General features: G+C 60.4%; 11 protein-coding genes and 2 tRNA genes. 9 read left to right on the top strand and 4 right to left on the bottom strand.

Annotated features, from left to right (window positions below; translation table 11 throughout):
• Positions 1-2: 2 nt before the first annotated feature.
• From H043_RS0116735 to thiO, 4 genes are read left to right on the top strand one after another with little or no spacing between them, the layout of a single operon-like run.
• Positions 3-482 (top strand): PilX N-terminal domain-containing pilus assembly protein, encoded by a 480-nt coding sequence (locus H043_RS0116735; protein WP_027612816.1) that lies wholly within the window; start codon positions 3-5, stop codon positions 480-482.
• Positions 469-3,552 (top strand): pilus assembly protein, encoded by a 3,084-nt coding sequence (locus H043_RS0116730; protein WP_027612815.1) that lies wholly within the window; start codon positions 469-471, stop codon positions 3,550-3,552. The genes H043_RS0116735 and H043_RS0116730 overlap by 14 nt, the downstream gene beginning before the upstream one ends.
• A gap of 15 nt (positions 3,553-3,567) precedes the next feature.
• Entirely contained in the window at positions 3,568-3,969 is a 402-nt protein-coding gene (locus tag H043_RS0116725) for a type IV pilin protein (protein WP_027612814.1), read from the top strand.
• A gap of 58 nt (positions 3,970-4,027) precedes the next feature.
• Positions 4,028-5,128, top strand: a complete 1,101-nt coding sequence (gene thiO, locus H043_RS0116720) for a glycine oxidase ThiO (RefSeq protein WP_027612813.1) — start codon at positions 4,028-4,030, stop codon at positions 5,126-5,128.
• Positions 5,129-5,242: 114 nt separating this feature from the next.
• On the opposite strand, the gene H043_RS0116715 is transcribed toward thiO, so the two are convergent.
• The 4 genes from H043_RS0116715 to H043_RS0116700 form a co-directional block, all read right to left on the bottom strand.
• Complete coding sequence (locus H043_RS0116715) at positions 5,243-6,589, bottom strand: sigma-54 dependent transcriptional regulator (protein ID WP_027612812.1); 1,347 nt, start codon at positions 6,587-6,589, stop codon at positions 5,243-5,245.
• On the bottom strand, positions 6,586-8,175 hold the full coding sequence (locus tag H043_RS0116710) for a PAS domain-containing sensor histidine kinase (protein ID WP_027612811.1): 1,590 nt from the start codon (positions 8,173-8,175) through the stop codon (positions 6,586-6,588). The genes H043_RS0116715 and H043_RS0116710 overlap by 4 nt, the downstream gene beginning before the upstream one ends.
• Positions 8,165-8,398, bottom strand: coding sequence for a PP0621 family protein (locus H043_RS0116705; protein WP_027612810.1), 234 nt, complete (start codon positions 8,396-8,398; stop codon positions 8,165-8,167). Before H043_RS0116705 ends, H043_RS0116710 begins: the two co-directional genes overlap by 11 nt.
• A 127-nt stretch (positions 8,399-8,525) precedes the next feature.
• Entirely contained in the window at positions 8,526-9,548 is a 1,023-nt protein-coding gene (locus H043_RS0116700) for an outer membrane protein assembly factor BamD (RefSeq protein ID WP_027612809.1), read from the bottom strand.
• A 150-nt stretch (positions 9,549-9,698) separates the two neighbouring features.
• On the opposite strand from H043_RS0116700, the gene rluD reads away from it, so the two are divergent.
• The 5 genes from rluD to H043_RS0116675 all read left to right on the top strand — a co-directional run bounded on the left by rluD (position 9,699) and on the right by H043_RS0116675 (position 14,533).
• On the top strand, positions 9,699-10,661 hold the full coding sequence (rluD, locus tag H043_RS0116695) for a 23S rRNA pseudouridine(1911/1915/1917) synthase RluD (protein WP_007963852.1): 963 nt from the start codon (positions 9,699-9,701) through the stop codon (positions 10,659-10,661).
• On the top strand, positions 10,658-11,380 hold the full coding sequence (gene pgeF, locus H043_RS0116690) for a peptidoglycan editing factor PgeF (RefSeq protein WP_027612808.1): 723 nt from the start codon (positions 10,658-10,660) through the stop codon (positions 11,378-11,380). The genes rluD and pgeF overlap by 4 nt, the downstream gene beginning before the upstream one ends.
• A 130-nt stretch (positions 11,381-11,510) precedes the next feature.
• Positions 11,511-14,075: an ATP-dependent chaperone ClpB gene (clpB, locus tag H043_RS0116685; RefSeq protein ID WP_027612807.1), complete on the top strand. Its 2,565-nt coding sequence runs from the start codon at positions 11,511-11,513 to the stop codon at positions 14,073-14,075.
• Between the two features lie 296 nt (positions 14,076-14,371).
• Positions 14,372-14,447: transfer RNA gene (locus H043_RS0116680), tRNA-Asn, on the top strand.
• 9 nt (positions 14,448-14,456) lie between these two features.
• Positions 14,457-14,533, top strand: a tRNA-Pro gene (locus H043_RS0116675).
• The last annotated feature ends 1 nt before the right edge of the window (position 14,534 follow it).

Raw genomic sequence — 14,534 nt, 5'->3', positions numbered from 1 at the left:
CGATGAAGATGACTTTCAACCAGCGGCAAAACCAGCGCGGCATGGTGTTGCTGGTCAGTCTGGTGTTTCTGTTGCTGCTGACCTTGATCGGGCTATCGTCGATGCAGAGCGCCAACCTGCAGGAAAAAATGGCCGGCAGTGTCAGCCTGCGCAATCAGTCGTTCCAAACCGCCGAGGCGGCGTTGCGTATCGGCGAGAGTGCGGTGCAACTCGACAGTTATTCGCTGGCGGTGTGCGCCAGTACCACGCAATGTGCGCCGCCGGCGGAGTCTTCTGTGGTCAGCGCGGCGGGGTTCAATTCGACTTCCGGAGTTACGTGGATCGCTGCCGGTAACGGCTTTTATGGTGTGCAGAACATTGGCACCACCCTGACGGCGGTCAACGTGCCGAGCAACACTTCGGCGACGCTGTATCGAGTTACGGCAGTCGGCATCGCCGGTACTTCGCGCAGTGTGGTGGAGAGCGTCTATGCGAAGTATTAAGCGCTGCTGGACGTTATTGACCGGCATGCTGCTGAGCTTGTATCTGGCGGCACCGGCCTACGCGTTCACGCCGTCCGACTCGCCACTGTTGAGCGCTGCAGCGGTGCCGCCCAACGTGATGTTGCTGATCGATGATTCCGGCAGTATGAACAGCATTATTTATGCGGCAGGATTCGACCCCGGCGTTGATCGCACACCCGCCCGGCAGTGCAACGCGTTGCTCGGACTGTGCCTGAGTTCTACTGCCATCACTGGTGATTCGGTGTTTCTCTCGAGCCTGCCGACCTCGGGTTGTTCCGGTGGGGCCTATGCCTTTTACAACAACAGTATCGCGCCGCTATGCCTGAAACTGCCGGATCCGGTGGGTGGCGGCAACACCCGCTACACCGGGGACTACATCGCCTACGTTGTCGGGCTGGCGATCAACAACGGCACCCGCGACTTCACCAACGGGGCCATTCCCAACGACTATCGGATCAACGTCGCGCGCAATGTGTCCACCGCGCTGGTCACCAGCAACCGTACCTTGCGCATGGGCCTGTCGACCTTCAATCCGGCCACCAGTAACAATTCGGGCAATGGCGGATATATCGCGCGATCGATCAGCGACCTGTCCCCGGTCTCCGGCAGCGTGACCCAGGCGCAGGCCGACGCCAACTACAACGCGCTGATTTCTTCGATCAACGGTTTGAGCGCCGTGGCCAATACGCCGCTGGCAGAAACCTATTACGAAATCACCCGCTACATGCGTGGCATGGCGCCTTACTACAACAGTACGCCGGCGACCTACACCAGCCCGATACAGTACCGCTGCCAGAAGAACTACGGCGTGGTGATCACTGACGGTCTGCCGACCTACGACCGTACGTTTCCCACCAATGATCCGTTGGGTGGCAGTCGCCTGCCGAACTGGGACGGTATCAATAATGACGGCAACAACCTCAATGGCGATAACGAGGGTGACACGCTGTATCTGGATGACATTGCCAAATTCGCCTTCGACATCGACATGCGTTCCACGGGGACTGACGCCGCTGGCAAAAGCTGGAATGCCGTGGATTTTCCCAAACAGAACATGAACACCTACACCGTGGGTTTTACCGCCGACAACGACATGCTGTCGGACGCCGCCGCTTACGGGCAGGGCAGGTATTACCAAGCCACCGACAGCGCCGGTCTCAACACCGCGCTGTCCTCGGCGTTGAGCGACATCACTTCCAAGGCCGGTTCCGGCGGCAGCGGGGTCACCAGCGGTACCACGCTGGCCAGTGGCACCAGTTATTTCCAGACCAGCTACGATCCCAAGGACTGGCGCGGGACGATCAAGTCTTTCGGCTTCACCTCGGCCGGCGCGGTGAATACTTCGACAGCCCTGTGGACCACCGATACCACGATCGTGCCGGGCGCGACCGCTCCAACCTATCAATCGTGGAACACCTCCAGTAACGCCGCCGTCACCCTGGCCTATGGCAACTTTTCCGCAGCCCAACAGACGACGCTCAGCCAGAGCCTGCCCACCGGTATCAGCGGCAGCGATCTGGTGGAGTGGAGCAAGGGCACCAACAAGACCGGGCTGAAAGTGCGCAGCGTATTGCTCGGCGACATCATCAACTCGCCGCTGGTGCTGGCCTCGCCCAGCGACAAAACCGCCTCCGACCTTTCGGGTGACACCACCTACACCACGTACCTGACCACCAAAGCGGCGAACATGAATTCGAATCTGGTGGTGAATGCCAACGACGGTTTCGTCAACGTGATCAACTCGGCTAACGGCACCCGGCGTTATGCCTACATGCCGTCCAGCGTGTTGCCGTCGCTGCGGCTGATTGCCGACCCGGCTTACATCAATGGCGTCAGCCACAAGTTTCTGGTGGACGGTCAGGTCGGTGTGTATGACGCGCAAATCAACAGCGCCTGGAAAACCCTGGCCATCGGCGGTACCGGTGCTGGCGGCAAGACTTTCTATGCGCTGCAACTGTTCGACGCGTCGGCGGGCAATGTGCTCAATGCCCTGTGGGAAGTCAGTGCACCTGCCACGGCTAACACCGCCAACGCATTCAATGATCTGGGTTACGCCTATGCCCGGCCGGAAGTGGCACGCTTGGCCGATGGTCGCTGGGCGGCGTTCATTGCCAATGGTTATGGCAGCAGCTCCGGGGTGGCGGCGTTGTATGTGCTGGATGTGCGTGACGGATCGTTGATCAAGAAGATCGTGATCGACAGCACCGAAACCACCAATGGCCTGTCGTCGGTGAAGCTCAAGGTCAATTCTTCCAACGTGGTGCAGGCCGCTTACGGCGGTGATTTGAAAGGGCGCTTGTGGAAATTCGATCTGAGCGCGACATCGACCGACAGTTGGGGCGTGGCGTTTTCCGGTAAGCCGCTGTTCACCACGGCGGGCGGGGCGACTCAACCGATCACCGCGCAGCCGCTGCTGGCGGACAATTCGCTGGGGGGCAAACAGATCTTCGTCGGCACCGGCAAATTCAACGAGACCGCCGACAAGACCAACAAGGATCTGCAGGCATTTTATTCGGTGTGGGATGCCGACGGCGGTTCCGGGCAACTGACGGTCAGCAGCCTGCAGGCGCAGGCAGTGACTGGAGTGTTCTCCGGCAGCACCGGGCAGTTCATCACCACCAGCCAGAACGACACGACCTATCCGGCGGAGAAGGGCTGGTACCTGCCGTTGGTGTACAACAACGTGCTGACCGGCGAGCGGGTGATCAATCAGGCCAGTCTGGTGCTCGGACGCATCGTGTTTACCACCGCCAGTGTCGATACCACCGACCCGTGTGCCAGTTTCGGCACCGGCAAACTGGTCGAACTCGATGCGTTCAGCGGTAAGATGCTCAACTACGCGGTGCTCGACACCAACGCCGATGGCGTGGTCGACAGCAACGACACGATTTCCAGCGGCGTGGTGTTCACCGGCGGGATTCCGACCCTGAACGCCATCGTCAATGGCGCGACGCGCAAGATCGTCAACGATTCCAGTGGCACTGTCACCACACTGGTGGAAAAATCCGGCGGCGGCAGCCGGCGTATCATGTGGCGACAAATACAGTAAGTGAGAGTTTGAGGCATGCGCAGATTCAACCGAGGTTTCACCCTGATCGAAATCATGATCGTGATTGCGATCATCGGGATCATCATCACCATCGCCGCACCGAGCTACACCGAATACCTGAAAAAGGGCCGACGTGCCGAAGTGGTGTCGCTGCTCTCGGAGCAGGCGCAGAGCCTCGAACGCTTCTACACCAAAAACAACGTCTACACCGGCATCACCGGGCTGAGCACGGGCAATGATTTCTACACCATCACCCCGACGATCGCTGACCAGACCTTCCTGCTGACCGCCACCCGCAAGGCTGGCACTGCCATGGCCACCGACAAGTGCGGGGATTTCACCCTGACCAACACCGGCGTCAGAAGCATGAACAACGCTACCACCGGGCTGACCACCAAGGATTGCTGGGGCCGCTGAGGTACCTTCTTAAGGGCGCCTTTTTGCGCCCACTGTCTTTTTTACGGTTGGATCAAACATGACCAGGCAACAGCAAGTGGTGATTGTCGGTGGCGGGGTGATTGGCCTGCTGACCGCCTACAACCTCGCCTCCGAAGTGCGCAGCGTGGTGCTGCTGGATCGCTCGAACGTCGGCCAGGAATCGTCCTGGGCCGGCGGCGGTATCGTTTCGCCGCTGTACCCGTGGCGCTACAGCCCGGCAGTCACCGCGCTGGCGCATTGGTCGCAGGATTTTTATCCACAGCTGGGCGAGCGGCTGTTTGCCGATACCGGGGTTGATCCTGAAGTGCACACCACCGGCCTGTATTGGCTGGATCTGGAGGATGAAGCCGAGGCACTGGCCTGGGCCAAGCGGGAAAACCGTCCGCTGCGGGCTGTGGATATCTCGGCGGCGCACGATGCGGTGCCGGTGCTGGGCGGCGGGTTCTCCCGGGCGATCTACATGGCTGATGTGGCCAATGTGCGTAACCCGCGTCTGGTCAAATCATTGAAAGCCGCTTTGCTGGCGCTGCCGAACGTGACGATTCACGAGCAATGCGAAGTCAGCGGGTTTGTTCGCGAAGGCGAGCGGGTGGTTGGCGTCGAGACGTCCAAAGGCGTGATCCGTGGCGATCAGGTGGTGCTGACGGCCGGGGCATGGAGCGGTGATCTGCTCAAGACGCTGGACCTGACGCTGCCGGTGGAGCCGGTCAAGGGCCAGATGATTCTCTACAAATGCGCAGCGGATTTCCTGTCGAGCATGGTGCTGGCCAAGGGGCGTTATGCGATTCCGCGTCGCGACGGGCACATTCTGATCGGCAGTACGCTGGAGCACGAAGGCTACGACAAGACGCCGACCGATGTCGCGTTGCAGAGCCTCAAGGCTTCGGCCGTCGAGCTGCTGCCGGCGCTGGCGGAGGCCGAAGTGGTGGGGCACTGGGCCGGTTTGCGCCCGGGCTCGCCTGAGGGAATCCCGTATATCGGCCGCGTGCCGGGGTTTGAGGGGGTGTGGCTGAACTGCGGGCATTACCGCAATGGCCTGGTGCTGGCGCCGGCGTCGTGTCAGTTGTTTGCCGATATGATGTTGGGGCGTGCGCCGATTATCGATCCGGCGCCGTATGCGCCTGAAGGTCGCATTTAGTCAGATATTTCTCTGTAGCCTGGCAGATCGCTTTCGCGAGCAGGCTCGCTCCCACAGTTGATCTTTGTCGATCACAAAATCCAATGTGGGAGCGGGCTTGCTCGCGAAGGGGCCTCAATCCAGACCGAGTTTCTTCAGGCGATAACGCATCGACCGAAACGAAAGACTCAAACGCTGCGCCGCCGCTGTACGATTCCAGCGCGTTTCCTCCAGCGCCTGCAGGATCAGCTTGCGCTCGATGTTCTCCAGATAATCCTCAAGGTTGTCGATTTGCGTCAGGTCGGCAATACCGTCCTCGACTGCGCAATTGCCTTCGCTCAAGCGCAAATCCGCAGCCTCGATCACCTGGTTTTCGCACAGCGTGTGCGCGCGTTCGAGGACATTCTCCAGTTCTCGCACATTTCCGGGAAAACGATAACGCTTCAGTGCTTCAAGCGCTTGCGGGTGCAATTGGGCTGCCGGCTGGCCACTGTTGCTGGCCAGACGCTGGAGCATGTGCGTGGCCAGCACTTCGATGTCGTCGCGCCGTTCGCGCAGGGACGGCACCCGCAGTTCGATCACGTTCAACCGATAATACAGATCCTGACGGAAGCGCCCGGCGGCGACTTCCGCTTCCAGGTCTTTGTGCGTGGCGCACAGAATGCGCACATCGACCACGGTTTCCTGCTGGCCGCCGACGCTGCGCACGGCTTTTTCCTGAATCGCCCGCAGCAGCTTGACCTGCATCGACAGCGGCAGATCCGCCACTTCATCGAGAAGCAGGGTGCCGCCGTGCGCGGCCTGAAACAGCCCCGGTTTGTCGTCCACCGCGCCGGTGAAGCTGCCTTTGCGATGGCCAAAAAACTCGCTCTCCATCAGCTCTGAAGGGATCGCCCCGCAGTTGACCGGTATAAACGGCTGTTGCGCGCGCGGCCCTTGTTCGTGGATCAGCCGCGCGACCAGCTCTTTGCCGCTGCCCGATTCGCCGCTGATGTAGACCGGGGCCTGACTGCGCGCCAATTTGTCGATCTGTTTGCGAAGGTCGCGCATGGGCTGCGAGTCGCCGAGCAGGCGCCGATCTATCGACGATGCGACGCCACCCGCCGCTGGCATGCGCAACGCGGTGCTGACCAGTTCGCGCAGGCGCGTGAGATCAACCGGTTTGGTGAGGAAGTCGAAGGCTCCGGCCTTCAGTGCATTGATCGCGGTTTCCAGGCTGCCATAGGCGGTGATCATCGCCACCGGCAGTTGTGGATGACGTTGCTGGATGTGCTGCACCAGGTCCAGCCCCGTGCCGTCGGGCAGGCGCATGTCGGTCAGGCACAGGTCGAACGCATTGCGCTGCAACAGTGCCTGGGCTTCGCCGAGGTTGCGAGCACTGAAGGTGTCGAGTTTCATCCGTCCCAGGGTGATTTCCAGGAGTTCGCGGATATCCGGTTCGTCGTCGACGATGAGGATTTTTTGCCGTGGGCTCGTGTTCAACTTTGTTTCCGTCCGTGAGCAAAGGTGATGCGAAAGCAGCCGCCGCCTTGGCGTGGTTTGAAGTCTAGGCGCGCCTGGTTGCTTTCGCACAGCTCACGGGACAGATAAAGCCCAAGGCCGGTGCCCTGGCTGCTGGTGGTGAAGAACGGCTCGAACAGATGCGCCTGCTGATCGGACGGGACACCGGGGCCGTTGTCCTGCACTTCGAGCACCGCCAGCTGGCTGTCGGGGTCGACGAACAGCGCCAGCCAGACTTCGGCCTGCTGGTGCAGCAGGGCGCTGTGCCGCCAGCCGTTGCGTAACAGATTGTCGAGAATCTGCGTGAGCTGGTCGGGATCCATCAACGTGATGAAGTCCCCGGAATTGATCCGCAAATGAATCGACTGGCGCTCGCTCGCCTGCTCGCGGCTCTCGGCAACAAAGTGTTCCAGCCACGGTTTGAGATCCAGCCGTTGCGGAGCGCTTTGCTGGCGGCGCGACAGTTGTAGGACGTTTTCGATGACTCGGTTCATGCGCTGGGAGTGGTCTTGAATGATCTGCGTCAGACGCCGATCGGCGCTATCGAGTTCCTCGGACTCCGCCAATAGCTGCGCGGCATGACTGATGGCGCCCAGTGGATTGCGGATTTCATGGGAGATGCCGGCAGTCAGACGCCCCAGTGCGGCGAGTTTGAGCTGCTGGGCTTGCTGAGCGATTTGCGCCAGATCTTCGAGGAACACCAGGGTTTGCTGGTTGGGACTCTGGTCGAGGGCGATGAAGCTGGGTTGCAGTTCCAGGCCGTTGCCGGGGATCTTCAGGCTCTGCGGGCGCAGGGTCGGGTTGCTCAGCCACAGCTGCAGACGCTCGACCAATGCCGGCGAGTAGTCGCTGATCAAATGCCCTTCAAGATGCGACTGGGCCAACAGATTTTTCGCGCTGTGATTGGCCAGCTGTACCCGGCGCTGTTCGTCGAGCACCAGGATGCCGGTGCGCATGCGTTGCAGAATCAGGGCGTTGAGGGCTTCAAGACTGGTGACTTCGCTGGCACGCTGTTCGGCGAGATTTTCGCTGACTTCCAGACGCCGGATCAGGCCCTGGACCAGCAACGATGCGGCAAAACACAAAGCGCCGAGGGTCCCGGCTTGCAGATAGTCATTGGCGCTCAGGGGGTGACTGAAGCCCAGCAGAAAGCTGGAGCCGACAATGCCGAGTGCGCCGATGGCGGCAATCAGCAGGCCGATGCGCCGGCGCAGCAGGGTGTTGGCGATCGCCACCGAGACAATCAACAGGTTGCCGATGGCGCTGGCCACGCCGCCCGCCGCGTAGAACAGGCCGCACAGCAACAGCACATCGACCAAGGCCAGGGTGAACAACTGCGCCGGGCGGCGGGTGTTCTCCAGGAACACCACCAGCAGGATGTTCAGCACCAGATACAACCAACTGCCGCTGCGCAGCAGATCGTCGTCGGCTGACGTCAGCAGGCGGTTGTCCATGTTGCTGGAGATCAGCAGCACCAGCGTGATGCCGACGCTCAAACGGTAGAGATGATACAGGCGCAGCAGGCGCTGTGCCTGTTTACGGTCGGCGTTGGCGACCTCAGCGATCACTGGCACCCGGGCCTTGCTCAAGGTGAGCCTGGCTGCAATACCATTGTTGCTGAAGGTTCAGCGCGCGGTCGCGGGGCAGGTGCACGCCGCAGTGAGCGCAGCGCACCATCGGCGCGGCGTCTTGCTCGCGGGGCGATTGGGCAGACGAGGCGGGTGCCTTGAATTTGCGCCACAGCCATACCGCAGCGAAAATCAGGACAATCCAGAACAGTAAACGAAGCATGATGGGCGGCTTTTCGGCTAATGATTCGGCAGTTTAGCCAAGGCGCCGGCAAGCGCACAGACTATTAATGCGCAGCCATGAAAAAGGGAGATCCGCAGATCTCCCTTTTTTGTAACGCCCGGTGTGATCAGTCGAACACGCCGAAGGTCATGTAGCTGAACCACGAACGGTCATCGTTGTTGCCTTCAGCCTCGTGATGTTCTTCCTCGATCACGTCACCGTTTTCGTCTTTAGGCTTGAGCTCGTTCGGGATTGCGTCTTTCGCGTCCTGGAACTGCTTCTGCACGTCCTGGTTGGCGCGGGTTTCTCCCGGCGGCAGCGGTGGACGCGATTCGATCAGGCCCAGCGTCGCCTTGCTCAGGAACGAACGGTTGTCGGCTTCGGCGACCGATGGCACGAACTGACCGTCCTGCAGGCTTGGGTGGTTCGGGTAGTTGAGCTTCAGGGTTTCCAGGCTGGTGGCGGCCAGATCGTCCAGGTGCAGACGCTGGTAAGCCTCGGTCATCACCGCCAGGCCGTCGCCGACCGATGGGGTTTCCTGGAAGTTTTCCACTACATAACGGCCACGGTTGGCGGCGGCGACGTAGGCCTGACGAGTCAGGTAGTAGTCGGCTACGTGGATTTCGTAGGCCGCCAGCAGGTTGCGCAGGTAGATCATGCGCTGCTTGGCGTCCGGCGCGTAGCGGCTGTTCGGGTAGCGGCTGGTCAGCTGCGCGAACTCGTTGTACGAGTCGCGGGCAGCGCCGGGGTCACGCTTGGTCATGTCCAGCGGCAGGAAGCGCGCCAGCAGGCCGACGTCCTGGTCGAAAGAGGTCAGACCTTTCAAGTAGTACGCGTAATCCACGTTCGGATGCTGCGGATGCAAACGAATGAAACGCTCGGCGGCGGACTTTGCAGCTTCCGGCTCGGCGTTCTTGTAGTTGGCGTAGATCAACTCCAGCTGTGCCTGATCGGCGTAGCGACCGAACGGATAACGCGACTCCAGGGCCTTCAGCTTGGCTGTGGCGCTGGTGTAGCTGTTGTTGTCCAGGTCAGTCTGAGCCTGCTGATACAGCTCGGCTTCGCTGAGGTTTTCGTCTACGACTTCCTTCGATGAGCAAGCAGCGGTCAATGCGAGGATGGCGATCAGCAGCAGGTGTTTCACTTGCATGGCGGCTTGCGTCCCTATGACGGCCGCTGTCTTGGGCGGGGCCGTCCTGTTATGATGAGCGCCCCGTTGAAAAGCCTCGGGGCAAAAGACGCCGTATTTAACCACAAGCGCGCAGCCGAAACCAAAGGCTGTGCCGACGCCAGTCAGAGCATGTCCGATAAAATTGAACTTCGCGCAGAGGTGCCGTCCGATTTGGGCGGCCAACGCCTCGATCAAGTCGCCGCCCAACTCTTCGCTGAGCACTCACGCTCGCGCCTTTCCGCCTGGATCAAAGAAGGTCGCCTGACTGTGGACGGGGCGGTCATCCGCCCGCGCGACATCGTGCATGGCGGTGCCATTCTTGAGCTGACTGCCGAGCAGGAAGCCCAGGGCGAGTGGATCGCCCAGGACATCGAGCTCGACATCGTTTATGAAGACGACGACATCCTGGTGATCAACAAGCCTGCGGGCCTGGTGGTGCACCCGGCTGCCGGCCACGCTGATGGCACCTTGCTCAATGCCTTGCTGCACCACGTGCCGGACATCATCAATGTCCCGCGCGCCGGTATCGTGCACCGCCTGGACAAGGACACCACCGGTCTGATGGTGGTGGCCAAGACCATTCAGGCGCAGACCAAGCTCGTTGCCCAGTTGCAAAGCCGCAGTGTCAGCCGGATCTACGAGTGCATCGTGATCGGTGTCGTGACCGCCGGGGGCAAGATCAACGCCCCGATCGGCCGTCATGGTCAGCAGCGCCAGCGCATGGCAGTGATGGAAGGCGGCAAGCCGGCCGTCAGTCATTACCGCGTGCTGGAGCGTTTCCGGTCCCACACGCATGTGCGGGTCAAACTGGAAACCGGCCGGACCCACCAGATTCGTGTGCACATGTCGCACATCAACTTCCCGTTGGTCGGCGACCCGGCGTACGGCGGTCGTTTCCGCATTCCGCCTGCCGCGAACCCGACCATGGTCGAGTCGCTCAAGCACTTCCCGCGTCAGGCCCTGCACGCGCGCTTCCTTGAGCTGGATCATCCGACCACCGGTGAGCGCATGAGCTGGGAATCGCCGCTGCCGGAAGACTTCGTCTGGCTGCTGACCCTGCTCAAGCAGGATCGCGAGGCATTCGTCGGATGAACTGGCTGACGCCGGACTGGCCTGCGCCGGCCAGCGTCAGCGCCTGTGTCACCACCCGCGAGGGGGGTGTCAGCGAGGCGCCGTTCGACAGCCTCAATCTGGGCGATCATGTCGATGATCGCCCGGAAGCAGTCGCCGAGAATCGTCGGCGTCTGACCGAACACTTCTCGATAAAGCCTGCCTGGTTGCAGCAAGTACACGGGACTGCCGTGGCTCATGCTGATCCGGGCGTGGTTGCCACCGCCGATGCCAGTTGGACGGCGACTCCCGGGATTGCCTGCACGGCGATGACCGCAGATTGCCTGCCGGCGTTGTTCTGCAACCGTGCCGGTACTCGCGTCGCGGCGGCTCACGCTGGTTGGCGCGGTTTGGCGGCGGGCGTACTGGAAGCCACTCTCGATCATCTTGACACCGCTGCGGCGGACGTACTGGTCTGGCTCGGTCCGGCCATTGGCCCGAAGGCCTTTGAAGTCGGCCCGGAAGTCCGCGAAGTCTTCGTCAAGCAACTGCCGGCAGCGGCAGCAGCCTTCGTGCCCAGTCACAATGCTGGCAAGTTCATGGCTGATATCTATCTACTGGCGCGCCTGCGTCTGGCTGAACGCGGTGTCACTGCGGTTTATGGTGGCGGTTTCTGCACCGTGACCGACCCGCGCTTCTTTTCTTACCGCCGTGCGTCGCGCACTGGCCGTTTCGCCTCCCTTGTCTGGCTCACCCGCTAGACTTGCCTGACCTGAATCAACTCGCTGACGCTTGAATCTCCCAGAATCGACCGCATCTACAGTGGTATCTGGCAGGTTTCTTTATTCAGGATGGTTTTTAGGTCCGGCCTGCTCAAAAGGAAGGTGACCCATGCGTATAGACCGTTTAACCAGCAAATTACAGTTGGCGTTGTCCGACGCCCAATCTCTGGCCGTTGGCCACGATCATCCGGCCATCGAGCCGGCGCACTTGATGCAGGCGATGCTTGAACAGCAGGGTGGTTCGATCAAACCCCTGTTGATGCAAGTCGGCTTCGACGTCAACAGCCTGCGCAAAGAGCTGACCAAAGAGCTCGATCAATTACCGAAAATCCAGAACCCGACCGGCGACGTCAACATGTCGCAGGATCTGGCGCGTCTGCTCAATCAGGCGGATCGTCTGGCCCAGCAGAAGGGCGACCAGTTCATTTCCAGCGAACTGGTGCTGCTCGCCGCGATGGACGAGAACAGCAAGCTCGGCAAATTGCTGCTCGGCCAGGGCGTGAGCAAGAAAGCCCTGGAAAACGCGATCAACAACTTGCGCGGCGGTGAGGCGGTGAATGACGCCAACCACGAAGAGTCGCGTCAGGCGCTGGATAAATACACCGTCGACCTGACCAAGCGTGCCGAAGAAGGCAAGCTCGATCCGGTGATCGGCCGTGACGACGAAATTCGCCGCACCATTCAGGTTCTGCAGCGTCGCACCAAGAACAACCCGGTGCTGATCGGTGAACCTGGCGTGGGTAAAACCGCGATTGCCGAAGGTCTGGCCCAGCGCATCATCAACGGCGAAGTGCCGGACGGCCTCAAGGGCAAACGTCTGCTGTCGCTGGACATGGGCGCGCTGATTGCCGGTGCCAAGTATCGCGGTGAGTTCGAGGAACGCCTGAAAGCGCTGCTCAACGAACTGTCGAAGCAGGAAGGGCAGATCATTCTGTTCATCGACGAGCTGCACACCATGGTCGGCGCTGGTAAGGGCGAAGGCTCGATGGATGCCGGCAACATGCTTAAACCGGCACTGGCGCGCGGTGAGCTGCACTGCGTCGGCGCTACCACGCTTAACGAGTATCGCCAATATATAGAGAAGGATGCGGCCCTCGAACGGCGTTTCCAGAAAGTCCTGGTGGACGAGCCGAGCGAAGAAGACACCATCGCCATCCTGCGTGGCCTCAAGGAGCGTTACGAGGTTCACCATAAAGTGGCGATCACCGACGGCGCGATTATCGCCGCGGCCAAGCTCAGCCATCGCTACATCACTGACCGGCAGTTGCCGGACAAGGCCATCGACCTGATCGACGAGGCCGCCAGCCGTATCCGCATGGAGATCGACTCCAAGCCGGAAGTGCTGGATCGTCTGGAACGTCGTTTGATTCAGCTCAAGGTGGAATCCCAGGCGCTGAAGAAAGAAAGCGATGAAGCGGCGATGAAACGCCTGGAAAAACTCCAGGAAGAAATTGTCCGCCTCGAGCGTGAGTACTCGGATCTGGAAGAAATCTGGAACTCGGAAAAAGCCGAGGTTCAGGGTTCGGCGCAGATTCAGCAGAAGATCGAGCAGTCGCGTCAGGAGCTGGAAGCGGCGCGCCGTAAAGGCGACCTCAACCGCATGGCCGAATTGCAGTACGGGGTGATCCCGGATCTGGAACGCAGCCTGCAAATGGTCGATCAGCACGGCAAGAGCGAAAACCAGCTGCTGCGCAGCAAGGTGACCGAAGAGGAAATCGCCGAAGTCGTTTCGAAGTGGACCGGTATTCCGGTGTCGAAAATGCTCGAAGGCGAGCGCGACAAGCTGATGAAGATGGAAAGCCTGTTGCATCAGCGTGTGATTGGTCAGGACGAGGCGGTGGTCGCGGTCGCCAACGCGGTACGGCGCTCGCGTGCCGGACTGGCGGATCCGAATCGTCCGAGCGGCTCGTTCATGTTCCTCGGCCCGACCGGTGTCGGTAAAACCGAGCTGTGCAAGGCGCTGGCCGAATTCCTCTTTGATACCGAAGAGGCGATGGTGCGGATCGACATGTCCGAGTTCATGGAGAAACATTCCGTGGCGCGGCTGATCGGGGCGCCACCAGGCTATGTTGGCTACGAGGAGGGCGGTTACCTGACCGAAGCGGTGCGCCGCAAGCCTTACTCGGTGATCCTGCTGGACGAGGTCGAGAAAGCGCATCCGGATGTGTTCAACATCCTGCTACAGGTGCTGGAGGATGGGCGTCTGACCGACAGTCACGGGCGCACGGTGGATTTCCGCAATACCGTGATCGTCATGACCTCGAACCTCGGTTCGTCGCAGATCCAGGAACTGGTCGGTGACCGTGAGGCCCAGCGTGCAGCGGTGATGGACGCGCTGACGTCGCACTTCCGTCCCGAGTTCATCAACCGGGTCGACGAAGTGGTGATCTTCGAGCCACTGGCGCGGGATCAGATCGCGGGCATTACCGAGATCCAGTTGGGCCGTCTGCGCAGTCGTCTGGCCGAGCGCGAGCTGAAGCTGGAACTGAGTCCGGAAGCGATGGACAAGCTGATTGCCGTCGGGTACGACCCGGTTTATGGCGCACGTCCACTCAAACGTGCGATCCAGCGCTGGATCGAAAACCCGTTGGCGCAGTTGATCCTGTCGGGGCATTTCCTGCCGGGCGATACAGCAACCGGCAAGGTCGTGAACGACGAAATCGTTTTCGACTGAGCGGCAACGCCAATGAAATAAGGAAGGCCTCGCTTTGCGAGGCCTTTTTTTCGTTAGGCTGTTGAAGTCTAAGGAAAAGGCTTGTAAAGTGCGCCCCGCAGTCAGTCACCCGCAGCATCTCAGCTCACTGAGCTGAAATCTGAAATAAGTTGCAAATCATTAACTTGAAAGCGATTTAGGGGGTTGACAGAGGTGTTCTAGGTTGTAGAATAGCGCGCCTCAGACACACGAACGCAGCGATGCGAACGGAAGTCTAAGAGCTGTAAGTTTCACCGTTGTAAATTGAAATATGTAGTTCCGTGATAGCTCAGTCGGTAGAGCAAATGACTGTTAATCATTGGGTCCCAGGTTCGAGTCCTGGTCACGGAGCCAATTTCAAACCGGGGTATAGCGCAGTCCGGTAGCGCGCCTGCTTTGGGAGCAGGATGTCAGGAGTTCGAATCCCCTTACCCCGACCAT

This window comes from Pseudomonas sp. URIL14HWK12:I6 (assembly GCF_000514195.1).
Taxonomy (GTDB): Bacteria; Pseudomonadota; Gammaproteobacteria; order Pseudomonadales; family Pseudomonadaceae; genus Aquipseudomonas; species Aquipseudomonas putida_A.
The sequence above is the reverse complement of the archived record's forward strand: the minus strand, read 5'-3'. Positions and strand labels throughout refer to the sequence as shown.